We start from the raw sequence: 26136 nt of genomic DNA, 5'->3' as shown, positions 1-26136 counted from the left end.
CAGGTTTTGTGGTGGTTCATTTGCCATGTTCTATGGATAAGCCCCTAACACATGATCTATAATCCGCAACATTAATTCGCCGGTACCAACTAAGCTCCTAACTCTCCTCTAATCTCATATTTTATAAATACATTTATCCTTCAAACAGGTATGAATGCTGAAAATTGCGATCATTGGCGGAGGTTTTTCGGGAACATTGTTAAGTACTCACCTGGTCAGGAATGCGGCCGGTCCGATGGAAGTAATTCTGATCAATGAGAGTGATGTGCTCAATACAGGAATTGCTTATGATCCTTACTCTGAGAAATTTCTCCTGAATGTTATTGCTTCCAGAATGAGTGCGTTCCCTGCTGATCCTGATCATTTCCTGAACTGGGTGATGCTGAGGGATCATTTTAAAGGTAAGGAAAGAGAGTTGATCGGCAATTCTTACCTGCCCCGTAAACTTTATGGAGAATACCTGAAAGATATTTGGGAAGAAACACTCAGGCAGGCAAAAGAGAATCAGGTAGCCGTCAGGGTGATCAATTCTGCGGTTGTTGATATTTCGCATGCAAATGATTCCCTTGACTTGATCCTGAATGATGGAAAAACCGTACAGGCTGAATATGGTATAATAGCCAGCGGCAACCATTTGCCGGGAAATCCGCAGATAAAAAGCTCGTTTTTTAAGGAGAGTTCGAATTATTTTCAAAATCCATGGGACAGGCGCTCTGTTTCAGACCTGAATTCAAACAAACCAGTATTGATCATTGGGAATGGCCTGACCATGGTAGATACTGTTATGGGCTTGCTGGAGCAAGGTTTTAGCGGCCAGATCATCTCGATATCTCCCAATGGGTTTAATATACTTCCGCACAGACATAATGGATTAGCCTATACAAAACTGTTGGAAGAGATCAGCAGTGGTACCAGTCTTTATCAGCTTGTTAAACTTTTTAATATACATAAGAAGCTGGTCAGAGCATACGGCTTGTCGGCAGAGCCTATTATTGATTCACTCCGGCCTTTGACTCAAAAGATCTGGATGAATCTTACGATCAGAGAAAAACGAGTCTTTATGGCAAGATTGCGACATCTATGGGGAGTTGCAAGGCATAGAATACCATTGAATATCCATGATAAATTACAGCAGCTCAGGATAGACGGCCAGTTGCATATCTATTCCGGAAAGATTAGCGACATCGTTGAATGTCAGGGGGATATCACCGCAATGTTCTTTGATAAAAAGCAACAAAGGGAGGTGCAGATCCAGGTAAGCAGGGTGATTAATTGTACCGGTCCGGAAACGGATCTTCTTAAACTTGAAACTAATTATTTAAAAAATGCTCTGCTCAAAGGTGTCCTGAGTCAGGATGAGCTCAAACTAGGAATCAATGCAGATCCGAATACTTTTGAGCTAATCAATGAAAAGGGATCCATAGAATCCGGCTTATTTACCATCGGATCAAATTTGAAAGGTGTTCTTTGGGAGAGTACAGCGGTCAGTGAAATCAGAGTTCAGGCTGTACAGATCGCTAATAGGATTCATTCGTTGAATACTCAAAAACTTGCTTTTAAGATCCTGAGTTCATAATCAACTATAATTTTTCTTATTTTTAATAGTATAAACAGACCGATATGCTAAAGAACATGAAATTACTATTTATTGGGTTCATTGTTTGCCTGAGCAGTTTTACACCAGGCAATAGTTTCAATGAAAGCACTATCAATGGTGCCTGGCAAACTCAGGAAGGCACCATGGAGCAGGTATTGTTATTGTCTGACGGATATTTTATGCATACCATTTTTGATAAGGTAAATAAGAAATTCATTCAGAGCAGAGGCGGTACCTATCAATTTTCAGGAAATAACCTGGACGCTACGGTTGAATTTAATACGATTGATAAGGATCAGATCGGGCAGCAGCTCAAATATAGTTTTGTGATCAAAAGGGATAGATTAACTTCAGATCTCAGTGGTAAAAAAGCAGTTTGGAATTTACTGGATAAGGGGCAGGGGGAGATATCAGGTACCTGGCGTATGTCAGGAAGAATGCAGGATGGCAAGATCAGTTACAGTCCGCCACGAGCACGCAAAACCCTGAAAGTACTTACCGGTTCAAGGTTCCAATGGGCAGCCATAAATGCTGAAACCAAAGAGTTTTTTGGTACCGGTGGGGGATCATACACCTTTGAAAAGGGAAAATATACAGAGAATATTGAATTTTTCTCCCGCGATAATAATCGCGTTGGAGCCTCTCTTTCTTTTGATGGGAAATTAGTTGATGGAAACTGGCACCATTCGGGGCTTAGCTCAACGGGTAATCCGATATATGAGGTATGGTCTAAGGAATCTAAACAATAGGCCCTGTAAAAAATCAGGTTTTATGGTGATGGAAACTTCAGAATTAGGTTTTGCCAAATAGATCATTTAGTCTGCAATAAGCACCTGCGGCTGTCGCATAAGTATAGCTGGCAACTGCATTCATCAAACTGTTTCGCTTTTTGAAATGCCAGATATCACTCTTCCATTGATTGAAATTCAGATGGTTGATCTGATCAAATATGATCGAGATGTTTGTTGTTAAACCTTGTGCGGTATGCCAGGTACCTCGTGGAATAAATAGGGTTTCACCCGGCAGTATGGTGGCTGTAATAGGTGTAGCATACTTAAATTTCGGGTGTTTGTTATAATCTGGATTGAAAATATTTACCTCAGAAACATATGGATTTTCAGGTTTTGGATAAAGCATCTCATCCTGTCCCTGCGGAAATATAGTGATCTGTTTTTCACCGTAAACCTGGGTGATCCATGCATTGGTATAATACTGATCGATATGTGCAAATGGAAATTGACATCCTACTCCTCCAATGAATAACTCGAGACTGTTTCCCATTTTTCCGGGAATGAATGCCTTGCTTTCAAACCAGTTTGGTTTAGCATAACCTATGTTCACCGGTTGGATTAATGGTAGTATCTCAGCTAGCTGGGTTCTTATCTCAAATATTGCAGGATATGGTGCCGGATTCTCAGGGGTACTTACTGCCACATGCTCCAGTATTTCCCCAATGGTATATTCTTTTGAACCAATAATCGTGCTCCGCTCGCTAAAATTCTGTTTTAAATATTCAGGTGTGATTAAGTTATGTGCTTTCCAATCTTTTGATGCATTTTTAAACACAAGTGGTACCCGCGCTTTATAATGATCCTCCATAAACTCCTCGTAAGAGATGCCTGATTTTTTTTCTATTATCATTGGATTGAATGATTTAATGCTGGGCAATAATATTACATTAAAAGTAAATTAATTAACTATAAGATTATATTTTAAAAATCAATTTAAAGCTGTCTGTTTAATCGCCCCTCTTTTTATCTGCAGCTTTATCCAGGCATTGCTGGAGAATACTGGCAAATTCTTTGTCGTTTGGTGGAGCAAAAATAAAATTATGCTCACCCGGGATCTCATGGATATTAATACCCTTCTTAGCAAAAGGCTTCCATCCAAGATATTCAAAGTCATTCATGTAAAATGTGCGTTTTTTTGCTCTGAAAAGCTCAATTGTGCCATTGTATGGGGTAAAGATGTATTTTTCCCAGGCCTGGATGTTTTTTATATCAATATTATTTGCGTACCCGAAAAAGCCTTCCTGATTTTGCTTGTCGCCATATTTTAATTTCCAGTATAACTGGATAAACCTTCGTTTAATTGCTTCAGATTTATATTCAATGGTGCGCTTGGGATCTTCGAAAAATAAGGTGAATGTATATAATAGCTGCTTGGTAAGGTAACGGGTACTGTTAAATAACTTTTTAAATGTTGGCTCATACCTGTCCGACTGATATGCATAGGTATCAAACATGGCAAGCATTTTTACATCTTTACCCATTGCTTTGAATTGTTTTGCCATTTCATAGGCTATGATACCACCGAATGAAAATCCTGCGAGAGCATAGGGTCCTTTTGGGTTTTGCTTCACTATTTCGGAGATATAATAAGCAGCCATATCTTCGATCTTCTCTAATGGTTCATCTATTCCGTTCAGCCCTTTTGCCTGTAAACCATAAACAGGCTGCTCCGGATCCATATTTTTCGCCAATGTATTGAAGAAAAGTACATTTAATCCCGCACCGTGGACAATATATAAAGGCATTTTTTGACCATGTGGTTTAATGGCTACCAATGAATCCCATGTGATTGATTTAGCATCCATTTTAAGCATCAAAGCCATCGCCTCAACAGTTGTATGCTCAAATAATGTGGCTAAAGGAAGTCGTTTTCCTGTCTCCTTCTCAAGTTGGTTGAGAACCCTTATGGCCATTAGTGAATGACCTCCCAATTCAAAGAAATCGTCATAAACACCTACAGATTCAATACCGAGATGTTCTGCCCAGATTTCTGCAACCAGCTTTTCAATGTCAGTTCGTGGTGGTACAAAATCATCACTTATATCCTTGGTTTCTAAAGGGGTTTTAATTTCGGTATTAGTTTGTTTCTCATCAGGTTGATCTGTTTTTCCTGATTCGATTAAGCCTGCAAATTGATTCAGTGTTGGTGCTTTAAACAGGGTAGTAAGAGGGAGTTTTATTCCTGTTTCCTTTTCAATACGTATCATTACCTGAACAGCCAACAGAGAATGGCCCCCCAGTTCGAAGAAATCATCAGTTAAGCCAATCGGCCCAGAGCTTAATATTTCTTCCCAGATCTTTGCTGCCAGTTTCTCTGTCTTAGTTTTTGGGAGCTCCTTATTTTTATCCTTGTTGCTTATTTCATTGGGCTTAGGAAGAGATTTTCTATCGATTTTTCCATTGGGAAGTAATGGTATTTTTTCCAGAAGTATATAGTCGCCGGGGATCATGTAGGATGGAAGGATCTCTTTGAGACCATTTTTCCAGGCTGCGATCTCTTGCGCTGTGGCGATCGTGTTAGCTTCCGTTTGATGAACAATGTAGGCAACCAGCCTTTGGTCGCCCGGCCGATCTTCCCTGGCCAGAACAACCGACTCTTTTATTGATTCCTGGATGTTCAGAGCTTCTTCTATTGCTCCTAATTCAATTCGATAGCCTCTGATCTTTACCTGATTGTCGATCCTGCCGAAGCATTGTATTTCACCTTCAGGCATGAATTTCCCAAGATCCCCGGTACGGTAGATCCTTTCTGAACTTCCACCTGAAAATGGATTCTTTATAAAGCTTTTCTCCGTTAATTCAGACTTATTGATATACTCTCTGGCAAGTCCTTCACCACCAATATAAATTTCTCCTGTGCTACCAATTGGAACTCGATGAAGATGCTGATCAAGAATATAGAACTGTGTGTTATCGATGGGGCTGCCAATCGTTATGGGATCTTCACTGTTTGTTATCTGCTTAACCGCCGACCAAATAGTTGTTTCGGTTGGTCCGTACATATTCCATAAAGAGCTGCATTTTTCAAGTAATAGTTGTGCAAGGTCTTTAGGAAGAGCTTCTCCACCGCAAAGTGCCTTCAAGTCAAAAGACTCGTCCCAATTGCTCTCCAGCATCATTCTCCACGTGGATGGTGTAGCCTGCATGATGCTAACCTGTTCAGATCTGACCAGATCAAGTAATTCCCGGCCATCTTTTGCCGTATCTGCATCTGTAAGAATGAGCTCAGCTCCGCTAATTAATGGGAGATATAATTCAAGGCCTGAAATGTCAAATGAAATGGTTGTGACAGCAAGTAATTTATCGCCGGCAGATATGCCCGGTCGTTTTTGCATGCTGCATAAAAAATTGGTCAGGCTATGATGTTCAACTGCTATTCCCTTTGGCTGTCCGGTTGATCCTGAGGTATAGATCACATAGGCGAGGTCAGTTCCCTGTACGTTAATTTCAGGACCTTTACCATCATACCCGGATAATTGATCTCCGATCTCCTCCAGTATTACCTCTTTTATATCCTGAGTTGCAAATCGGCCTTTATATTTTGCTGAACTTATTAAAAGCTTTACTGATGAGTCTGCAAGCATATATTCAATACGCTTGACAGGATAGTCAGGGTCGACTGGGATATAAGCAGCACCTGATTTCATTATTGCCAGTAAACTGGCCATCATTTCCACTGACCGGTCAAGGATCAAAGCAATAGTATCGCCCTTATAAACCTGATTTTCAGCTAAATAAGAAGCGATTCGGTTGGCCTTTTCATTCAGTTCACTGTAGCTAAGGGATGAATTTTTGTATTTGATGGCCGTTTTATCCGGATATTTCTCGGCATTCAGGGAAACAAATTCGTGTACTGTCGTGTTTTTTGGATAATCAACCTTTGTATCATTCCACCCGGTAATTTTTGCTTCTGATTCAGATGGGTCAACAGGCAGAATATCCCTTATTTTAATTCCCGGTTCTTTTATAACAGCGTATAATAATGACAGATAGCTATCCGTCATCTTAATGATTCTTTCCTCCTTGAAAAGCTGCGTATTATAAGTCCATTCAAGTTTAAAGTCCGCCTCCGTACTCGTAGCATTCACGAAAATTTCGAAATTCTCGTAGTCTCTTTTATTCGAAATAACTTCCGACTTTAATCCTTCAAGATTGATCGCTTCTCCCATTCCCATGTCAATGCTGAACACATAGGAGACCAGGGGAACCCTTGCAGGGTCACGCGGGATATTTAATTTTTTTAAGAGACTTCCAAATGTGAACTGCTGATTGTCATATGCATCCAAAGTTGCAAATTTTCGATCCTTCAGGTATTCGAGGAAAGTTATGTCTTCATTTAAATGACTTCTGATGGGGAGGAGGTTGATACAATGCCCCATCAAATTGTAATTTCCTGTTGCAGCCTGCCCAGCTGCCGGAAGCCCCAGAACCAGATCATTCTGTCCGCTAAGTTTATATAGAAGGATCTCGAAAACAGCTCTGAAGGTAATAGCCAGGCTGCATCCATTTTTGCTGCCAAGAGTTTTTATTTCAGAAAGGAGATCATTATCAATAACAGTGTCATAGCGCGCACTTTTGGTAGTTTTGACTGCCGGACGAGGAAAATCAATCGGGATGTCAAGTACAGGGACACCATCCTTGAACTGATCGATCCAGAATTGCTCTATTTGCTCATATTCCTTGCTATTGGAAAACTTCTTTTGATCCAATGCATACTGAGTAAATGAATTAACCTGATCTAATCCATCCGGAATTCCATTTAAATAAGCTGAGTATATCTTGCCCAGTTCCTCAAGAAAAAGGCCCATAGACCAGCCATCACAAATGATATGATGCGCAGTAAAGATCAGTACATGCTTGTTTTTATCAAGTTTGAAAAGAGATAATTTATAGAGAGGGCCATTTGACAGGTCGAAGACTGTATTAGTGTCCGCCTTTATATAATTCGTTATAAAAGTTTGCTTTTGATCGTCATTATTTGTGCTAATGTCTTCAAAATATATCTCAGGTTTGAATTCAGAGTAAATGCAGACCTGGGAGGCGTCCTCAGTAAAAACTGATCGGAGCGCTTCATGCCTGTTAACAAGATCCTGAATACTTTGCTCAAAAAAACTGTGGTTTAGTTCACCTGAAAGGTTTAAGGTAACGGAAAGATTATAGGAGCGACTGGCATCATCACCTCCAAGTAAGCAGGATATCCAGACTTCTTGCTGCGACTCTGTGGCAGGTACAAATACCTTTTCAGAATTGTGGTTGATACCATTATCTCCGTTTACACTCATTTGGATGCTTCAGAAAATAAAGGTGCAAATTCCCCTAACGTTGTGAATTTAAACAAGCTTGTCAATGGTAATCTTAAACCTGTTTCTTTTTCTAATCGAATCATTACCTGTACTGCAATAAGTGAGTGACCACCCAGTTCAAAAAAGTCGTCTTTCAAACCTACGGATTCTAAACCTAAAGTTTCTGCCCATATTTTTGCGACTAACTTTTCAGTATGTGTTTGTGGCAGATCTTTTTCCTGTTTATGCTCCGCCTTCTCCTCAGGTTTGGGCAGATCTTTTCTATTTATCTTTCCATTTGGAAGTAGAGGTAATTTTTTAAGTAAAACAAAATCAGATGGGATCATAGTTGCTGGCAAAAGCTCTTTTAGCGCTTCTTTCCATTCCTGAACCTGTTCTGCAGAAAGTTGAAGTTCTCCGGAATAGGTTTCCCGTGCATATTCATAAGCTGATTGCATCTCCGGATGAATAATTTCACCTGCCTGAGGTATTTTATTTTTTTGATCTGCAGGAATAAATATCACATCAAATAAACCATCAGAACCATTACTGGTCCAGCGTACATGGCTGTTATACCCAAACTCTTTGCCTATTGCCCAGAATATATGAGGATTCAGTCCTTGATCCGTTTCGGCCGATTTAAGCTTCAAATCTTTTACCTGAGCATCATCAGTAATGTTTTCAAGCTTACATTGCAGCAAATGATCATCAGCTGTCCGGAGGTTATATACCTTCCGGAGACGTATAATTTTTGACGGATATTTTGCCAGTTCATTTTTTAGCCAGTCTTCAGTAAATCCTGGCTGCCAAACCAGTTCAATATCACTTTTCGTAGTTTCTATTGTTGAGTTAACATGGAGCCAGATATCATAATGATATTTGGTGGTTTCGTTAATATGTTTTCCTTCCCTTAGTTGAACATCAACTCCGCTGATTCCAGGAATAAGCTCCCGGAGCATATAGAAAAATCCTGGATCTGCCACCAGTTCATCCTCCAGCCTGACACGGCGTGCGCAGATCTTTTTAAATTCTGCAATGCTCAGATGGTCATCTGTACGGGCAAGTTGATCAAATGCATGGTACATAGGCAGGGTACTTTTGCCCTGCATATCTCCAATATAAATGCATCCACCGGCCTTTATAGCTTTCGATGCTTCCTCAATTACTTTTATCAGGTAGCCCGCATCTGGAAAATACTGGACCACACCATTTATTATCACGAGATCTAATGATGCTGCTTTGACTGCAGAAAAATCTTCAGCAGGCGCTGTTATTGCCCTTACATTTTTCCATTTTTCAGGTTCTGCTTTCAATTTTTCTTTGAGCTTCTCGATGGCAGTTTCTGCATAATCTGTGGCAATGAAATTTTCTGAAAAGTGTGCCAGTTCAAAAACAAGCTGTCCGGCTCCACATCCAACTTCCATTACATTTTTTGCATTCAGTGCTTTAATGCGGTTTACAGATTGTGCCAGCCACTCTTCAACTTCCTCTTTGATGTCTGTTCTTCCGCTAATTTCCTGAGCAACAGCAATATCCAGCTGCTGTTCAGTAATGTCAAGATCGCTTTCAGATTGTATGCCTCTTTTATAAAGGTCTTCCCAGCGTTCCTGCCAGGATGGTGATTTGCTTTCTTCGGTAGAATTTTCTGGAACGATATAAGCTGTTAATCGTTTATCACCGGGCTGATCTTCCCTGGCAATTACCACTACTTCTTTTACTCCCTGAAGGCCATTCAAAGAATCTTCAATTGCACCAGGTTCAATACGATGACCACGAATCTTCACCTGATTGTCTGCACGACCAAGACAAAGAATGTCGCCATCAGGCAAATATTTTCCAAGATCACCTGTCCGGTACATTTTCTTGTCAGGATCATCCGAAAAGACATTCTTGACAAAAGCTAAATCGCTAAGTTCAGATTTATTCAGATAGGCCCTGGCAAGACCATCTCCTGCAATAAAGATCTCACCTGTTCCATTTACTCTAACCGGTTTTTGATATTGATCAAGGATATAAACCTGTGTATTGTCAATCGGTCTGCCGATGCTTATCGGACTATCGTAATTGGTAATTTGTTTAATTGTCGACCAGATAGTAGTTTCTGTAGGACCATACATGTTCCAGAGAGTACTGCATTTGGCTAATAAGCTGTGCGCCAGATCTTTTGGAAAGGCTTCTCCTCCGCAAAGAACTTTAATGTTTAGCGGCATGTCCCAGCCAGCATCCAGAACCATTCTCCATGTTGAAGGAGTAGCCTGCATGATACTGATCTTTTCAGAGCGGATCAGATCTAATAATAGTCGTCCATCTTTGGTAGTTTCCGTATCGGCCAGAACCAGTTCTGCTCCGCTTAAGAGTGGGAGGTAGATCTCAAGTCCGGCAATATCAAAGGAAATAGTTGTAACTGCCAGCAGCCGGTCGTCCTGACTAATACCTGGAACTTTCTTCATGCTATAAAGGAAGTTAACCAGATTATGATGCTCGATCTGTGTTCCTTTAGGTTTACCGGAAGAACCGGATGTATAAATAAGATAGACGAGATCAGAACCATTTACTTCAACAGATGGATCTGCTGTTGAAAATCCGGAAATTTCTTCCCTGATATCCTCCATGATAATCTCCCTCACGTCACCAGCGAATTTATTCTGATAATTCTTTGAAGTAAGTAAAAGTTTAGCAGAAGAATCATTCAGCATATACCCGATCTGTTTTTTGGGATATGCCGGATCAAGAGGTACATAAGCTGCACCCGATTTCATTATCGCAAGAAGAGAGATAAGCAGGTCAGCAGATCGGTCGAGAGCCAGACCAACTATATCGCCAGGCTTAATTCCTTCACCAATCAGAAAATGGGCCAGTTGGTTAGCCTTTTCATTTAACGCTCTGTAACTTAATTTTTCATGCTGAAAACTTAAGGCAGTATGATCCGGATATTTATTTGCAGTTTCACTGATCAGAACATGAACTGCCTTATCCTTAGGGTAGTCTGCAGCGGTATTATTCCATTCAAATGAACTGGGGGATTCTGTAAATTGTATATCCTTTATTTTAATTTCAGGTTCCTTCGTAACGGTTTCCAGGAGTGAGATAAAGTCCTCCATCATCCCTTTGATTGATTCGGGCTTGAAAATTTGCGTATTATATGACCATTCAAGGATCAGGGAATCGCCTGAACCACTGGCGTTTAAGAAGATTTCAAAATTTTCAAATTCTCTTTTATTGATGATCAGCTCATGGCTTATTCCTTCAAATTTTACTCCTTCATTTAAGCCAATGTCAATATTGAAAACGATGGGTATCAGTGGTACTCTTGAAGCATCTCTGGAAATATTGAGCTTTTTCAGTAGGCTGCCAAAGGTATAAGCCTGGTTTTCGTAGGCATCAAATATGGCTGGCTTCCTAAGCTTAAGGTAGTCGATAAAGGTATTTTCACCATGATGTCTGCTTCTCAAAGGAAGCATATTGACACAATGCCCTACTAGTCCATTATTACCTTCCGATGATTGGCCAGCTGAGGGAATACCCAATATAATATCATTTTGTCCGGTTATTCTGTGAAGCAATACCTCAAATGCGACCAGCATGCTGCTTACAAAACTACATCCGGCCTTTGCTCCCATTTTTTTAACTGCTTCAATGAGTTCGGGCTTAAGCTCAAAATCATCGCGGCGGCTTTTATAGGTCTTTATTTCCGGCCTTGGATAGTCAACTGGAACATCAAGTTCGGTCGGCTCATCCTTAAATTGATTAAGCCAGAATGATTCAATAGTTCTGTATTCTTCGCTTCCCTGAAATACTCTTTGGCTCAATGCATAATCAGCAAAGGAGGGAGCTGGTTCCAGTGATGCCATTTGGCCTTTTGTATAGGCTGAATATAGCTTTCCAAGGTCCTGCATAATGATGCTGATCGACCAGCCATCACAAATGATATGGTGGGCAGAAAGTGTAAGATGATGAGAAGATTCAGCAAGTTTAAAAAGGTTGACCCTGAATAATGGTCCTGTGATCAGGTTGAAAGATGTTTTAGCATCCTGAACAAGAAACTGCTCAATATGTTCCTGCTGAAGGTTTACATCCTTTTCGCTGATATCTTTAAAATGAAAATCAGGTTTGCTGTCAGAAAATACACATAATTGCTTTCCATCGGCACTGAATCCGGAGCGTAAAGCATCATGTCTTTTTACCAGATCGGTCAATGCTCTTTCAAGCGACTCTAAGTCAAGTTGACCCTGGAGTTTAAGTGAAACTGATTCATTATAAGAACGGTTTGCATCTTCTCCTCCGATCAGGCATGAAGTCCAAATTTCGGATTGAGGCTCGATTGCTGGTACGGCCTTCTCTATTTCAGGCCCTGCAAATGGGTCGAATTCGATTGATTGAAAGCTGTATTCTTGTTCTTCCATTATAAATTCTTGTGTTTTACTTGTAAGTATTTGCCAGGTTGTTCCGGGTCAGCAATGAACCAGGCAGGATTTCCCTCCCTGTCTCTACCTAATCTTGCTCCCGGAACAGGTGGGATATTTTCTGCACCTTGAGGCTCAAAATTAGCTGATTTATTCGCTTCAGGATGCAAAAAATGAGATGAAATCAGCTCAATTACACTGTTTTTGAAAGCTTCTGCAATGCTCTCTAATTCAGTTGTTGTATGACTTTCAGTGACAAAGCATGGAAACCCATCCCAGATATGTATGCCTTTTTCCCGCATTAGGGTGAAAAGAAGCTCACTGTATGGTATTTCATCCTTGAATTTGATCTTCCACATAGAACCAAACCCAACAACTGTCAGCGGAATATTTAGATTCCTGCAAATGCTATTCAGGGAGTTCGTCAGTACTGCTGCCTTATTATTTAATTCTTCCTGCAAAGCAGGGCCTCTTTGTTTAAAGTATTCAAGAGATGCTTTTGCTGCAACCAAAGCTAAAGGATGCCTTACGAAAGTACCGGCAAAATAAGTCACACCTGCTTCAGGAACCGACTGGTCTCCATACTCCCATGAACCGCCATCCAGGGCATCCATGTACCGCCGTTTTCCTGCAATTGCACCTATAGGTAAGCCGCCTCCAATTACTTTTCCATAGGAAGAGATATCTGGTTGTATGCCAAATAGAGCCTGGGCACCACCCGGGTGCATTCTGAATCCTGTGATCACTTCATCGAAGATCAATACCGATTCTGATTTTTCTGTAATCACCCGGAGTTTCTTTAAAAACTCAATGGGTTGGAATTCAGGGCGCCTGCTTTGTACCGGTTCAACCAATACTGCTGCAATTTCATTGCCTCTTTCCTGAATGATCCTCAGACTTTCATCTGTACCATAATCAAGAATGAGCATATTTTGAACTGCTTCCGGCATAATTCCGGGAGCAGCTGGAATAGAACGAAATGTTTTGGTACCTCTGATGATCACCTCGTCAAAAACTCCATGGTATGATCCTGAAAATGCAACAATAAGTGATCGGCCTGTTACAGTTCGCGCAATACGCATTGTGCCTAAAACGGCCTCTGATCCCGTACTGCATAAGGCAGAACGGTCAGTATTGGTAAATTCGCAGATTAATTTACAAACATCGCCTGCCAGTTCATGTTGCGGACCGATCTCATAACCTTTGTCCATTTGTTCTTTAATGGCATTGAGGATTATATCTGGCTGAAAACCAAGCATATTGGATCCAAATCCGTTTAGGGCATCGATATATTCATTATCATCAAGATCCCAGACGCGGCTTCCTTTTGATTTCTTAACAACGATCGGATAGATGATCTCTTTGGTCAAAGGTCTGAAACCTGAAACTACACGAGGATCTGCCATGTACGATCTATGCTTTTGGGTGTATGATTTACTCCCCTGTGTTTTGGTATTATAGCGTTTGATAAGTTCTGCTAAAAAGCTTGCCTGAGCAGGATTTAATTCCTGACTTTGCTTCTCAATACGCGGACTTGCACCAAATGGTTTGCTTATCTCTTTGGCTTCATCAGGTGATATGCCTTCTAAAGCAGATATTTTGTTTAGTGGACTTATCGAATGTTTTCTATCAGATGCAGACTTAGCCGCATAGACATCAGTAGGAAGACCGGCATCCAGATAGTCTGCCAATAGATCCATATTGTTCAGATTCTCATTTAACTGCCTGAACGTGATCGGAAGAGTAAATTCTTTTTTGAGAGTGATCGCTACCTGTGTCAGTAGCAGGGAGTCAAGGCCGATCTCTATAAAATTTAATGAAGTATCAACCGAATTCATCTCAATGCCGGATGCATTTTCCAGGATCCGTTTTATTTTACGGATCAGAATATCTTTTCTTGTTAAACTCTGATCAATGGCCTCTAAATTTTCTTCTGCCATCAGACCGGAAGCGTTTTCATAGGATGTCTGACCAGGCTCTATCCAGCAACGTTTGCGATCAAATGCATAGTTCGGAAGCATAATTCGCTTTGCTTTACCTTCATATAAACCTGGCCAGTCAGGAATGATCCCGTTCTGCCAGAGTTTGCCTAAAGATCTAAGAACTTCAGCGTATTCACCCTTATTTTCAAATCCGGCAATGGCAGTAAGTGTTGTTCCTCTGGCCTGCTGTCTGGCAAATAGTGCTGTTGCATTTCCTGGCCCGGTTTCGAGTAATACCCTGGTTTTATCTTCCCAAAGTGTGCTGATCGCATCTGCAAAACGAACCGGCAAACGTATCTGTTCAACCCAGTAGGCTGTACTTGTTGCTTCTGCTTCACTCATCCAATTACCGGTAACAGAAGAAACTATTGGTATTCTTGGAGGGTTCAGGTTTACAGATTCTACTACCGCCTGGTATTTTTCCTTCATCCCATCCATCATGGCTGAGTGAAATGCATGGCTGGTTTGGATAATGCGGTTAGGAAGACCTTTTTCCAGCATGGCTTTTGAAAAAGTTTCAATTTCCTGATAAGGACCAGATACTACGCAAAGATCGGGGCTGTTGATAGCAGCTAAAGATAATCCACCAGGCAGCAAGCTCTCCAGTACTGAGGTTTTTGCCTTTATGGCCAGCATACTTCCGCCCGGCAATTCATCCACCAAACGTGCACGTTCTGAAACGAGTTTTAATGCATCCTCAAGACTGAATATGCCTGCTAAATGAGCAGCTGCAAATTCTCCTATACTATGTCCGCATAATGCAGCCGGCCTGATTCCCCAGCTCATCCAAAGTTTGGCTAAGGCATATTCAGTAACAAATAATGCAGGTTGTGTATAGCGTGTGCGATGTATTTTTTCTTCTTCTGAAATTTTCGCAAAGAGTATGTCGCGAATATCTTCTTTAAGCCATGGCAGCAATAGCTCTGCACATTCATCAACAGCCTTTTTGTAAACCGGTTCCTGAATATAAAGTTCATTTCCCATTTTTGGGTATTGAGAACCCTGTCCCGGGAATAGAAAGGCTACTTCCGTGGCACTTTCCTGAAGTATTTTTGTGTCAGTTGCCTGTTTATCTTCTGATTTTAATTTTCTTAACAGATCCCGGGTATCTGAGGCAATAATAAAGCGTCTTTGAGCAAAATTCTGTCTCGTTAGCTGAAGGGTGTAGGCAATATCGGCAAGTTCCGTCTCCGGATACTTTTCAAGGTATCCGGCAAGCTTTTTACCATAATCATTTAAACTATTCTCAGATACGGCAGACCAGCAGATAAGCTGTTTTTTTTCTAGGGATTCGCTTTTTATAGGTTGAGTTTCTGCTTCTTCAAGTATAACGTGGACGTTTGTTCCACCAACTCCAAATGAACTAACTCCTGCACGCCTTTTAGTTTCACTTTCCCAGTTTTTGAGTGCTGAATTAACATAAAATGGGCTGTTTCCAAAATCGATATCCGGGTTGGGTCGGTCATAGAACAGGGAAGGGGGCAATTGTTTATTGTGCAGAGAAAGTACTGTTTTGATAAACCCTGCTACTCCAGCAGCATGGGTCAGGTGTCCCATATTACTTTTAATTGATCCCAGAGCACAAAACTGTCTTTTATCCTGTTGTCCGAAGGCCATTCTTAATCCTTCGATCTCGATAGGATCACCTACAGGAGTTGCTGTTCCATGGGTTTCAATATAACTTAGAGAAGACGCATCTATTCCGGCATCGGCAATAGCCATACTGATCGTATCTGCCTGACCTTCAGCATTTGGTGCGGTAAAGCTTGCTTTTCCTGCACCGTCATTATTAAGTCCGAAGCCCTTAATGATCGCATAAATGGTATCTCCATCACGCTCGGCATCGGCTCTGTTCTTTAAGAGAACAATTCCTGCTCCATCACTGAAAACTGTGCCACTGGCATCAGCATCAAATGGCCGGCAATGTCCGTCCTTACTCAAAATAGCGCCTTCTTCATAGATGTGGCCGCTCCTGATCGGGGAAGTAATTGCACTTCCTCCGGCAAGAGCGAGTTCACATTGCCCTTTTCTAAGACTTTCAACAGCCTGAACGATGGCTAGCAATGAAGTTGAACAAGCTGAATAAACACTTACAGCAGGACCTTTGAGGTTTAATTCATAGGCTGTTCGCATGGCGATATAATCCTTTTCATTCAATGTGGAGACCTGAAAATTGCCTGCCTGAGCTATCAGATCGGGTCGTGTATGTACATTGTTGAGGTAATAGGTATTGGACCCGCTACCTGCAAACACTCCAATTATTCCATCAAATTTTTCAGCAAGGTATCCGGTGCTTTCTAATGTTTCCCAGGCAATTTCAAGAAATACTCTTTGCTGAGGATCCATTAATTCGGCCATCCGGCTATTCATCCCAAAGAATTTGGAATCAAAATACTCAGCCTGTTCAATAATACCTCTTGCTTTTACATAGTTGGGGTCATTTCGAACTGCAGTGGGTATAGAGGAATCAAGTTCATTCTCTGAAAAAAAGCTGGTTGTTTCCCTGCCAGCCTTCAATACTTCCCATAACTCTTCGATGTTTCCTGCTCCCGGAAACCGTCCCGACATCCCGATCACGGCAATGTCTGTCCCGGATGCTTTATTTTTTATTTTTAAAGTCCTGCCAGAGCTTACTTTTCCACTCAGGAAGGCAGCAATTTTACTGATGAAAGGATCCTGATAAAGTCGTGTTACCGGCAAAGTTAGCTGGTGTTCCTGCTTTAAGACGGCAACAAAGCGTAGGGCAAGAAGTGAGTTTCCGCCCAACTCGAAAAAGTTGTCGTTTACGCCAACCTTATTCAGATTTAAGATCGAAGCCCAAAGTTTTGCGAGCAGCTTTTCTGTTTCTGTAATTGCTGCTTTATAAAGTACATTAAGTTCCGGTCGTTCAATTCCAGGGGAAGGAAGTGCCTTCCGGTCGGTTTTACCGCTGCTGTTAAGCGGCAGTTCAGGAATGTCTATAAAATGGGCAGGAACCATATAGTCAGGAATCCTTGCTCTTAAATAATTTTCTAATTTTCTGACGTCATATTTCCCTTCATAGGCTATAATATAAGCAATCAGTTTTTTATCGCCTGCAATATCCTCTTTCACATGTACCAGACATTGTCTGATGCCGCCAAACTCAAGAATGACATTCTCAATCTCTCCCGGCTCAATTCGGAATCCTCTGATTTTTACCTGTTCGTCTGAACGGCCCAGATATTCAATATTCCCATCCTCAAGCCATCGGGCCCGATCTCCGCTTCGGTATAAACGGCCTCCGGCAAATGGGTTTTCTAGAAATCTGCTCACATTTAGTTCCGGGCGATTTAAATATCCTCTTGCTACCTGTATTCCACCAATATAAAGTTCACCTTCTGCACCTAAGCCGCAAGGCTCCATTTTTTCATCAAGAATGTAAATACTGGTATTGGCAACAGGTTTTCCAATCGATACTTTAGGAGTGTTTTTGGGAACCGCCCAGCAGCTAACATCAATTGCAGCTTCTGTGGGACCGTAGAGATTGAATAAATCGACATGTCCCAATTTTTCCCCAAATGTGGATACATATCGGGGAATAAGTTCCTCACCACTGCACAGTACCCGTTTCAGACTGGTGCAGGAACCTTCCTGAATTCCGAGGAGGAATATCTCGAGCATGGAAGGCACAAAGTGTATCGTTGTAACCTGTTTTTTTTCAATTAGTTGTTCCAGGTAAGCGCTATCTTTTTGTCCTCCCGGCTTTGCAAAAATCAGTTTTGCACCAACCATGACCGGCCATAATAATTCCCAAACAGAGACATCGAAACAAAAGGTCGTTTTTTGTAAAACAACATCGTTCTTATTCAGATTAAAATAGCTTTGAGCCCATTTGAGCCTGTTTACTAGTCCGCCATGCTCGTTCATTACCCCTTTCGGGCGACCGGTGGAACCGGAGGTATAAATGACATAGGCCAGATCCTCCGGCTTGATTAATATATCCGGTGAAGTGGATGGAAAATTTTGAATGCGGGTATTACCGGAGTCGAGAATGATGATTTCGCAGCTTTTTTCATCCCTTAGAAAATCTGAATTATCAAAGGTTTTTTGATCGGTCAAAATTAGTTTCAGACCTGAATCTTCCAGCATAAAATTGATCCGTTCGGCAGGGTACTCAGGGTCAATTGGCATATAAGCGGCCCCGGCTTTAAGAATACCCAGTATGCCGGTGATCATTTCTATGGATCGGTCCAGGCATATTCCTATCAGACTTTCTTTTTGTAAGCCCCTGGAAATTAAATTATTGGCAATTTGATTGGATGCGGAATCCAGCTCTGAATAGGTAATTTCCCTGTCTTCAAAAACAACAGCAATCTGCCCGGGACTTGATAAAACCTGCTGGTTAAAAAGGTCACAATAATTGTAAGCACCTGGAAATTCAATAGTAGTATTATTGAACGAAAACAGAACTTTTTCTTTTTCCTCTGGTGTTAACATAATTTATTTGTCCCGAAATAGGCTGGCCTTTTCTAAACTTCTAAAATAGCCAGAGTTTATTTACTTTAGGTTAAGTATTTACACTTTTTGCTAAAGAATTTTCAAAAAAGCTTCCTGGATCTCAAATTGATTTGATCGGAAAATCTTTTTTTAAACTCTGATTATTCTGAAATAAAATTAATTTTTGGTAGAATAAATTCAAGAATCATGCCGACCAGCTCCTCTTTACTGTTTTCTGCGGTTTTTAGAATAAGTTCAGATTCTTCCGGGATTTCGAATGGCGAACTGATTCCGGTGAATGATTTTATTTCACCGGATCTTGCTTTTTTGTACAGTCCTTTGACATCTCTCTGTTCACATACCTCAATCGGACAATCAACAAATACACGTACCAGATTGTCGGCGCCTATCATCTCTCTGACAAGATTACGATCTGCTTCAAATGGAGAAATAAAAGCAGAAAGGACTATCAATCCGGCATCCATCATCAGATTGGCAACTTCGCCTACTCTGCGTATATTTTCAGCACGATCATACTCAGAAAAGCCAAGATCTTTGCACAGTCCGTTTCTTATCTTGTCTCCATCAAGGATATAGGTTTTATAGCCTCTCTGGTAAAGTTCCTGTTCAAGAGCATCAGACAGAGTGGTTTTACCAGAACCTGAAAGGCCTGTAAACCAGATCACCAGGGATCGTTGTTTTAAATGTTTTTGTCTGTCATTCAGGTTTATTGGATGAGATCCCATTTTGTATTGTTTTTTAGTGCTGCCAGGTGTTGAAGCGGCTTTCAAGTTCATTATAGATCAACATACAGTCTTTATGCAGATCCTTATCATATCCTGAGATGTTTTTATCAGAAGGCCTAAATGGTTTTAAATCTGCACTTGAGGCTTCAAGGCCAATTCCTTTGAACAGGTTCGAAAGAACAGCAGAGGGATTGATGCAAAATGCCTCATAGCTGAAAAAGAAACTGTTGTTTCCTGCATTTTTCAGAGCATAGGAATAATAACTCTTCCAGCTAAGCAACCAGAAATTGAGCTCCATTTTATCTGTTTTCTGCATCGCTATGAAAGTATGATCATCTTCAAAATGGAAAGGCTTTTGGTTCAGCCCAAATTCAAAATGACCCAGCCAGTTCATATAATCTAATGAGAATTTATCCTTGCTTTGTACTTCAGAAAAGTGTTTATGCTGACTCAAAAGAGAAAGCGCATGTTGCAATGGATCGCGAAATGGTATCACCAGTTTGGTTTCCGGAAAGCTTTCAAACAAATAGGGGAGGCGCAGAATATTATTATTGTTTTTGGACAAGTATCGTGATTGTTTTGGATCATCAGTACTCAGGATTACATTCTGAATATACTCCCTGAATTTTTTAAGAACACTTTTATCCATCTTTTGTAATTCCAGACGGTCTTTGCCAATGTATTTATTGCCACAGAAAACCCTCCAGAATACTTCTTCAAAGGCTTCCGGACTTTCAAAACTAACCATGATCCCATCCTGATGAGCTCTTTCCTTAAGCTCAGTTGCGGGTTTTTTATAGGATAGTTTCTTCCAAAGATTCGGCATGAGTACAAATGGCATATCCAGATAGGTCAAAGACCTGAACTGACCAGTTTCATGAAGATATCTCATGAGCATGGTTGTGCCAGACCGTGCAAGTCCCGAAATAAACACCGGACTATCTGAAAACTCAATTCCTTTTTTATTGACAAAGCTATTTTCGGCATCGAACGATATTTCTGCCATCATGGTAGATTGCAGTGCCATGCGGTGCAGAAATCTGGAAGAGAAATTATACTCTGAATCTGCCATATAGTTTTTTCAATAAAAAGTACGAAAGGAATGCAACTATAGAAAGTATGATCCCATTTATACTGATCAGAAAGTCTGTCAGATAAGACGAATTAAGAGGTTTAACAAAAACACTGGCTTCCAGGCAAATGACAAGCAAGATCACAAGCAATGCGGTAAAAGCAATGATCAGTAGCGAGTGTTTGAGGATTCCCAGAGAATTGCCCAGTAAAATGCCTTGTTTTGCTGCATCATCAATCGATTCAGATTGTATCGTTTCCAGAGAGTTTCGGCTAATTCTGTTAATCCCTCCAACGGTTTTCATGAAAGGCAGCCGATCTGCCAGCCATGCAACCAGAAAAAATACAATGAATAAATAGATTATTGCAATCAGCTCCATTATTCTTCTTTCTTCTTAAATTTTTCTAACAGCTTTTTAAAAGGATACCATAATATGGCAAACAATGCCAGAAAGATTGAGATTAAAATTCCTATGATGGCTGCAATAAAACCACCGCCAAGGCCTGGCCCGACATAAGCAAATATGATAAAGTTTAAAATCACTAATTGTATCATTGTTTTAGTTATTTAGGAATGTAAAATTTGCCGGATCTAAAATTCTGCTCCAGCCCAGAACAGCTGCAGAACTCTCATCTACACGTTCTACATATTGCCAGATCGTTTTTTGGGAATTGCCTCTCAGTATTCTTCCAAAGTCGGTTTCTTCAATAAAAACATCTCCATTCGCTAAGATCTCAGATCTGCCGCCCGTCATAGTTTTAACTTTGGCATTTTTTAGAAATGCTGTATAAGGTGTAGTCAGTTCATTTGTTCTGAAATCGAAAATGTAAACCTCATTATGCCCATCAATAAAATCGTAGCTCTTATTCCGGATGATATTATTACCAAAAATACTGATTCGGTGATCGTCAATAAAATCAACATCGTGCTGGTTTAACCATGGACCTGTTTGAAGCCAGATGATCTTATTTGTTGATGGGCGATATAAGAATACGGTGCTTTTATTTCTGATGCTGACCAGGAGGTCGTCCTTTTCCCAGTGTTCAGTTGTTTTCAAAGCGGGCTGAATATCATTCAGGTGCAGTGGGTCCCTTTCCATCGGGCCAATTCCCAATAACAGACCTCTGTAGCCGTTGTCGAGCAGGATTTGAGAAATAGACCTTTGCTGAAGCAGCTTGCCATTTGCCGATATCTGCGCCAGTGCATCATCCCGGTAATCATCGAAATAACGGGAAATTAATTCCGGATTTTTTTCCATCACGGAAGATGCCCAGATATTTCCTTCTGCATCAAATTCCTGAGAATGATGAAAAATCCCATCCAGACTCCATAGCACCTTAGAGTCCTTGCCGATCTTAATAAGTGAACGATCTTCTGTATTGAAAACAATGGAGCCATCGGATGCCAGTAAGGGATGCCAAAGCACGATGTTTCCTTTATTACTCGACTCAGAAATCGGTCTTCCCTTATCTCTGATCCTCATGATCTCCTGAATATCAGGTACCCAATTATGCATGACCTTTTTATCAGAAAGGCGAATTAATTTAAATGCGGAATGTCCTGCTTCTTTATCAAAGGCTGACAAAAGAAGATAATTGCTGTCGCGATAATTTTTGTCGTTCAGTTTTAGTCCCGAAACTTCGGGATACCTGTCTTTGATAATAACAGGCATTTCAGCAAATATCTGCCTGATGCTTGCACTAACCAGAGTAGGAAATTTAGCAATTGAAAGTATGATGGATCTGGAATTCCCGCTGATCGTTTGTCCTCCTTCAAGTATATTTCCAACTGACCATCCAAAGAAAAGTGTGATCATGCTGAATACCCAAACAATTAATAAAACAAACCAGAGGGGTACTTTTTTATTCATTATATATTGAAATGTAAACAATCATTAGACAAAGTAAGTAAAAAACCAGGTATCGATAATTGCTTTATGATATTTTACCTGAACAAAACTGATAAATACTAGCCTGGTAATGAAAGGTTTTAATCCTTTACCTGGCAATTGTTATTATTCAAAATCAGGCTTGCTTGAGGATAGTTTCTTTTGACTGCTTGATTAAGGAAAGTACAAGCTTCATCCTTTCTTCCAAGTTGAATCAGACTAATGCCCAGAAAAAACTCTGATTTCCCGTTTGAATATACCCCGGCTTCAGTTACCTTTCTTAAATAAATTTCTGCATTTGCATAATCTTTTAAGTTATAATAGGTAAGTCCAATATTTTCAAAATTTTCAATATCATTTGGATATAGTTTCATTATCTCTAATAAATAGTTGAGAGCTTCCGGATAATTGTTATTATTTGCGGATGAAGCTGCCCTTATTGAAAAGCGGGCATGTTGAATTTCACTTTCTTTTGGGTAGACTTTAGCAATACTATCAGAAATAGACAATAACTTTTTCATGTTGTAACCTGCAAGCATCAAGCTTTTTAAATAAATTTTCCATGCTTTTGGGTCATTCCTGTATTTCCGGAATTCGTTAAATGCTTTTTGAATGGTGCTCGTATCCCTGAGTTGTACACTGGTTGTTGTAACTAATTGAAATAATGCCATGTTTCTTGGCCTTGTAAAAAAACCCTTTTTAGAATAATAATGTGCACTGTCAATCAGGCCCTGGTCGGAATATACTGCGGCTTTAAGCAATTCTTTAGACATTAAATAAGGACTTGCATCTTTGTCCTGATTCAGGAATAATAAGGCCTCATCATATTTTTGTGCGCGGTATAAATACCATGCTTTTGTATCATTGATCGGAATATTATTTTCGGCAAGATTTGGGATAGCCGGGAATTTTGAATTAACATCCAGATAGCTCACTTCAGGTTGTACAATTCCAAAATTATAGTGAGTTAAAACCTGAACTCTCATAGATTTATAGGTCTGCAGGCATATATAAACAGAAATTAATGTTAAAGTGCTGCTTACAAGTAATATCAGGGGACTAAAATTTGAGCTAAATGACCTTTCTGTTGCTGATTTTCTTGTATCCATGAAGATCACAGCATTTATGGCAAGCATAAAAGCAAAGAAAATCTGCATGACAGGTCGCTCAGCAGGGAAATTAAAAATGGCGTCGACAAAATATCCTGCCAGGGACATCAATGAAATTACATTCAGCATTTTCATTTCTGATGTCAAATCCGAACGCCATGTTTTTAAGGTATAAATGAAGGCAATCAGAAAAATAGAAATAAAAAGAAACCCGGTTAAAATACCAGCTTCAGCTGTGATCTGGAGAAAATCATTATGCGCATGTTTAGCATAATCGAAATCATTAAAATAACCATTCTGAAATTTTATTGATTCAATTTTATAGTTTCCATATCCAATTCCTGTTAATGGTTTTTCTTTAATCAGCTCCATTGCGTTATTCCAGAAATAAAGCCTTGCACTTGAAGAAGAATTGCTTTCTTCTGCGATAGTCGCAAGTCGTTTATCTAAGGTGGTATAACCCGAATTTGAATTGGGGATGATCAATAGAATTTGTGAAACAATAAGACCGAATAGTACAGGTAAAAGAATATTCAAGGATTGACGTATCGTTTGCTTGATTCCATTTTGTTTATTGTTTATAAACAGGAAGATCAGGTAAATTATGATCTGTAAAAAAAAGGCCAGGTAGGCAGCTCTGGCATTTAGAACAAAAATCATGATCACAACTAATGAAAGTGAGATGAGATTAATGATGTATCTCCCTAAGGAGTAATATTTAAATACACAATAAATAATGATAGGTGTTTTAATAATAAAACTTGCTGCCATTACATTTTTATTGCCGGAATTTGCTTTTAAGCTTAAAATAAGGGCATCTGTTGAAGATACATTGACCAGTTTCAGGTAAGTATACAATAATGGAATGCATTGAAATATTGCAATTATACTTACCGCCTGGAATAGGAATTCGATATGTTTTGGCCGTTGGTAGATTAATATACTGATGTTGAGAAAGGCAATGACTGTAACGATCAATCTGGAATAGACGACCAGAGATTCAATAGGATTGAGTGCGAAGAAAATAGATAATCCACACAATACAAAAACCGACAGGTATATTAAGGAAAGTATGTTTTTAGATAATTTTTGTAATATTCCGTTTAGTGTGCCTTTAAATCGTGTAAATATATAAATAGTTGAAATCAGATTTAAGATCGACAGGTATAGCCATTGCGGCCCCATCACTTCAATTGAACCTAATTTTGGTATAAGATCAACCCCTAGATATAATAATAAAATTGCAAGGTCAGTCTTTTTAATACCTGATTCTGAAGCTTTAGAACTCTGGTCGATCGCGACTTTCAGAGTATTTCCCTTCTCTTTTTTTGCCATTAATTTAAGCCATTGCTAATCATTGAACTCTGAAAATTTGGATAAAGAATTTGTAATATTAACTTTTTTTGAGCTTTTTGGGATGAAAAATGCGCGATGATTTTGACTGTTTTATCGATTCTTAATCTTTCCGTTTAGCTTTTTCCCACACAGCACTTTGCTGACTTCCCATATATCGTTTAATGCCTGCCAGAATAGCATAATTCATCACACAAAAATAATAGGGGATAAAAAATATTTTAATTCTCAATTCACTTTTCTCGAAGATCATACCAATGAATGCCAACAGATAAAAAATTGATTGAGCTTCCAGCAATAGATCATACATGATTTCATCTGATTTGAGCGAGATAAGAATATTCAATATCAAAACCAATATCAGGAGGAATGGTGTAATTGTCCAGCGCAGAACACGGTGACTGATATACTGGAAACTAAGGATACCATAGTTGAAAACATTCAAAAGTGGCTTTAGCCGCAGAATTGACTGAATTCCTCCTGCCGCAATTCGGATCTTTCGTTTCAACTCTTCAGTGATATTGGCTGAGGCATTTTCAACTGCATATGCCCGGGGTTCGTAAATGATACGATAGCTTTTTAATGCGATCAGCATGGAGATCATAAAATCATCCAGAATGGTATCCTCGGGAACCGCCTGGTAAAGATCTCTTCTAACACTAAACAATTCGCCGGCAGCACCAACAACCGAAAATAATTCGGAATCCCATTTTTTTAATTTCGATTCATATTTCCAGTAAAAGCCTTCTCCTGCGGTTCCTGCATCCGCACGTTCCTCAGAATGTACTCTTTTTTCACCGGCTACAGCTCCAACCTGTTTATCAGCATAATGAATAACTATATTCATCATTGCGTCTTTATTAAGCAGGGTGTTTGCATCGGTGAAAATGATGATCTCAGATTTGACCTGTTCTACCGCACGATGTAATGCAGCCACCTTCCCTTTTCGTTCGGGCTGGTGCATCAGCTTTATGTCAGGATATTGTTTTACTATTTCCGGTGTTTTGTCCGTCGACCCATCAGTAATGAAAAGTATTTCCAGTTTTCCTTCAGGATAATTCAGGGATAGTGTGTTTTGGATCTTTTCTGAAATAATACTCTCTTCATTATAGGCAGCTATCACAAGAGTGCAGCCTGGAAACTCCTCTTTACTTAAAACAGGTATCTGTCTTTTACCCTTTAGTAGTCTTCGTATAATTACCAGAACATAAAGTATCAGTCCGTAACCAATGAAGGTGTAAATAATGATGAACAGACTGATCCAGAAGGTTATTTTCATGTACTTTAGTTGGTTAGTTGTTAGTTGGTTAGTTTGTTAGAAAAAATACTGCTGATTTGAAATTATTAATTTATCTTCAATAAGGCGGTTATCCCTGTCTTGATATTTGTTAAAATTTAGTTGGTTAGGTTTTAGTTGGTTAGTTTGTTAGAATAAATACTGCTGATTTGATATTA

Annotated in this window: 13 protein-coding genes; 2 read left to right on the top strand and 11 right to left on the bottom strand. The window is 39.9% G+C overall.

Annotated features, from left to right (window positions below; genetic code table 11):
• Nucleotides 1-154 precede the first annotated feature (154 nt).
• Nucleotides 155-1576, top strand: a complete 1422-nt coding sequence (locus BLR27_RS16495; RefSeq protein WP_090706720.1) for an FAD/NAD(P)-binding protein — start codon at nt 155-157, stop codon at nt 1574-1576.
• A gap of 56 nt (nt 1577-1632) precedes the next feature.
• Complete coding sequence (locus BLR27_RS16490; RefSeq protein ID WP_090706719.1) at nt 1633-2346, top strand: hypothetical protein; 714 nt, start codon at nt 1633-1635, stop codon at nt 2344-2346.
• Nucleotides 2347-2389: 43 nt separating this feature from the next.
• Here the strand turns inward: BLR27_RS16490 and BLR27_RS16485 are convergent, their stop codons facing one another.
• The 11 genes from BLR27_RS16485 to BLR27_RS16440 all read right to left on the bottom strand — a co-directional run bounded on the left by BLR27_RS16485 (nt 2390) and on the right by BLR27_RS16440 (nt 25960).
• Entirely contained in the window at nt 2390-3238 is an 849-nt protein-coding gene (locus tag BLR27_RS16485) for a cupin-like domain-containing protein (protein WP_090706717.1), read from the bottom strand.
• Between the two features lie 97 nt (nt 3239-3335).
• Entirely contained in the window at nt 3336-7670 is a 4335-nt protein-coding gene (locus tag BLR27_RS16480; protein WP_090706716.1) for a non-ribosomal peptide synthetase, read from the bottom strand.
• The gene (locus tag BLR27_RS16475) at nt 7667-12073 is read right to left on the bottom strand and encodes a non-ribosomal peptide synthetase (RefSeq protein ID WP_090706715.1); all 4407 of its coding nucleotides are present in this window, start codon (nt 12071-12073) and stop codon (nt 7667-7669) included. The genes BLR27_RS16480 and BLR27_RS16475 overlap by 4 nt, the downstream gene beginning before the upstream one ends.
• Nucleotides 12073-18513, bottom strand: coding sequence for a type I polyketide synthase (locus BLR27_RS16470; RefSeq protein WP_090706713.1), 6441 nt, complete (start codon nt 18511-18513; stop codon nt 12073-12075). Before BLR27_RS16470 ends, BLR27_RS16475 begins: the two co-directional genes overlap by 1 nt.
• A 161-nt stretch (nt 18514-18674) precedes the next feature.
• Nucleotides 18675-19259, bottom strand: a complete 585-nt coding sequence (gene cysC / locus BLR27_RS16465; RefSeq protein ID WP_090706732.1) for an adenylyl-sulfate kinase — start codon at nt 19257-19259, stop codon at nt 18675-18677.
• A 13-nt stretch (nt 19260-19272) separates the two neighbouring features.
• Nucleotides 19273-20331, bottom strand: coding sequence for a sulfotransferase (locus BLR27_RS16460; protein WP_090706711.1), 1059 nt, complete (start codon nt 20329-20331; stop codon nt 19273-19275).
• Nucleotides 20312-20710 carry a hypothetical protein gene (locus BLR27_RS16455; RefSeq protein WP_090706710.1) on the bottom strand — a complete coding sequence of 133 codons (399 nt, stop codon included), beginning with the start codon at nt 20708-20710 and terminating at the stop codon, nt 20312-20314. Before BLR27_RS16455 ends, BLR27_RS16460 begins: the two co-directional genes overlap by 20 nt.
• A complete protein-coding gene (locus tag BLR27_RS18585) occupies nt 20710-20886 on the bottom strand; it encodes a hypothetical protein (RefSeq protein ID WP_176767728.1) in 177 nt (58 codons plus the stop codon). The genes BLR27_RS16455 and BLR27_RS18585 overlap by 1 nt, the downstream gene beginning before the upstream one ends.
• 4 nt (nt 20887-20890) lie before the next feature.
• On the bottom strand, nt 20891-22201 hold the full coding sequence (locus tag BLR27_RS16450) for an arylsulfotransferase family protein (protein WP_090706709.1): 1311 nt from the start codon (nt 22199-22201) through the stop codon (nt 20891-20893).
• Between the two features lie 119 nt (nt 22202-22320).
• The gene (locus tag BLR27_RS16445; protein ID WP_090706707.1) at nt 22321-24663 is read right to left on the bottom strand and encodes an O-antigen ligase family protein; all 2343 of its coding nucleotides are present in this window, start codon (nt 24661-24663) and stop codon (nt 22321-22323) included.
• A gap of 121 nt (nt 24664-24784) precedes the next feature.
• Nucleotides 24785-25960, bottom strand: coding sequence for a glycosyltransferase family 2 protein (locus BLR27_RS16440; protein ID WP_090706706.1), 1176 nt, complete (start codon nt 25958-25960; stop codon nt 24785-24787).
• Nucleotides 25961-26136: the final 176 nt, after the last annotated feature.

The sequence above is a fragment of the Daejeonella rubra genome (genome assembly GCF_900103545.1).
GTDB classification, from domain to species: Bacteria; Bacteroidota; Bacteroidia; order Sphingobacteriales; family Sphingobacteriaceae; genus Daejeonella; species Daejeonella rubra.
The sequence above is the reverse complement of the archived record's forward strand: the minus strand, read 5'-3'. Positions and strand labels throughout refer to the sequence as shown.

Excerpts from the sequence above, each read along its gene's own strand:
- BLR27_RS16495 (WP_090706720.1), top strand. The coding sequence starts at position 155 with ATGCTGAAAATTGCGATCATTGGCGGAGGTTTTTCGGGAACATTGTTA.
- BLR27_RS16490 (WP_090706719.1), top strand. The coding sequence starts at position 1,633 with ATGAAATTACTATTTATTGGGTTCATTGTTTGCCTGAGCAGTTTTACA.
- BLR27_RS16485 (WP_090706717.1), bottom strand. The coding sequence starts at position 3,238 with ATGATAATAGAAAAAAAATCAGGCATCTCTTACGAGGAGTTTATGGAG.
- BLR27_RS16480 (WP_090706716.1), bottom strand. The coding sequence starts at position 7,670 with ATGAGTGTAAACGGAGATAATGGTATCAACCACAATTCTGAAAAGGTA.
- BLR27_RS16475 (WP_090706715.1), bottom strand. The coding sequence starts at position 12,073 with ATGGAAGAACAAGAATACAGCTTTCAATCAATCGAATTCGACCCATTT.
- BLR27_RS16470 (WP_090706713.1), bottom strand. The coding sequence starts at position 18,513 with ATGTTAACACCAGAGGAAAAAGAAAAAGTTCTGTTTTCGTTCAATAAT.
- cysC (WP_090706732.1), bottom strand. The coding sequence starts at position 19,259 with ATGGGATCTCATCCAATAAACCTGAATGACAGACAAAAACATTTAAAA.
- BLR27_RS16460 (WP_090706711.1), bottom strand. The coding sequence starts at position 20,331 with ATGGCAGATTCAGAGTATAATTTCTCTTCCAGATTTCTGCACCGCATG.
- BLR27_RS16455 (WP_090706710.1), bottom strand. The coding sequence starts at position 20,710 with ATGGAGCTGATTGCAATAATCTATTTATTCATTGTATTTTTTCTGGTT.
- BLR27_RS18585 (WP_176767728.1), bottom strand. The coding sequence starts at position 20,886 with ATGATACAATTAGTGATTTTAAACTTTATCATATTTGCTTATGTCGGG.
- BLR27_RS16450 (WP_090706709.1), bottom strand. The coding sequence starts at position 22,201 with ATGAATAAAAAAGTACCCCTCTGGTTTGTTTTATTAATTGTTTGGGTA.
- BLR27_RS16445 (WP_090706707.1), bottom strand. The coding sequence starts at position 24,663 with ATGGCAAAAAAAGAGAAGGGAAATACTCTGAAAGTCGCGATCGACCAG.
- BLR27_RS16440 (WP_090706706.1), bottom strand. The coding sequence starts at position 25,960 with ATGAAAATAACCTTCTGGATCAGTCTGTTCATCATTATTTACACCTTC.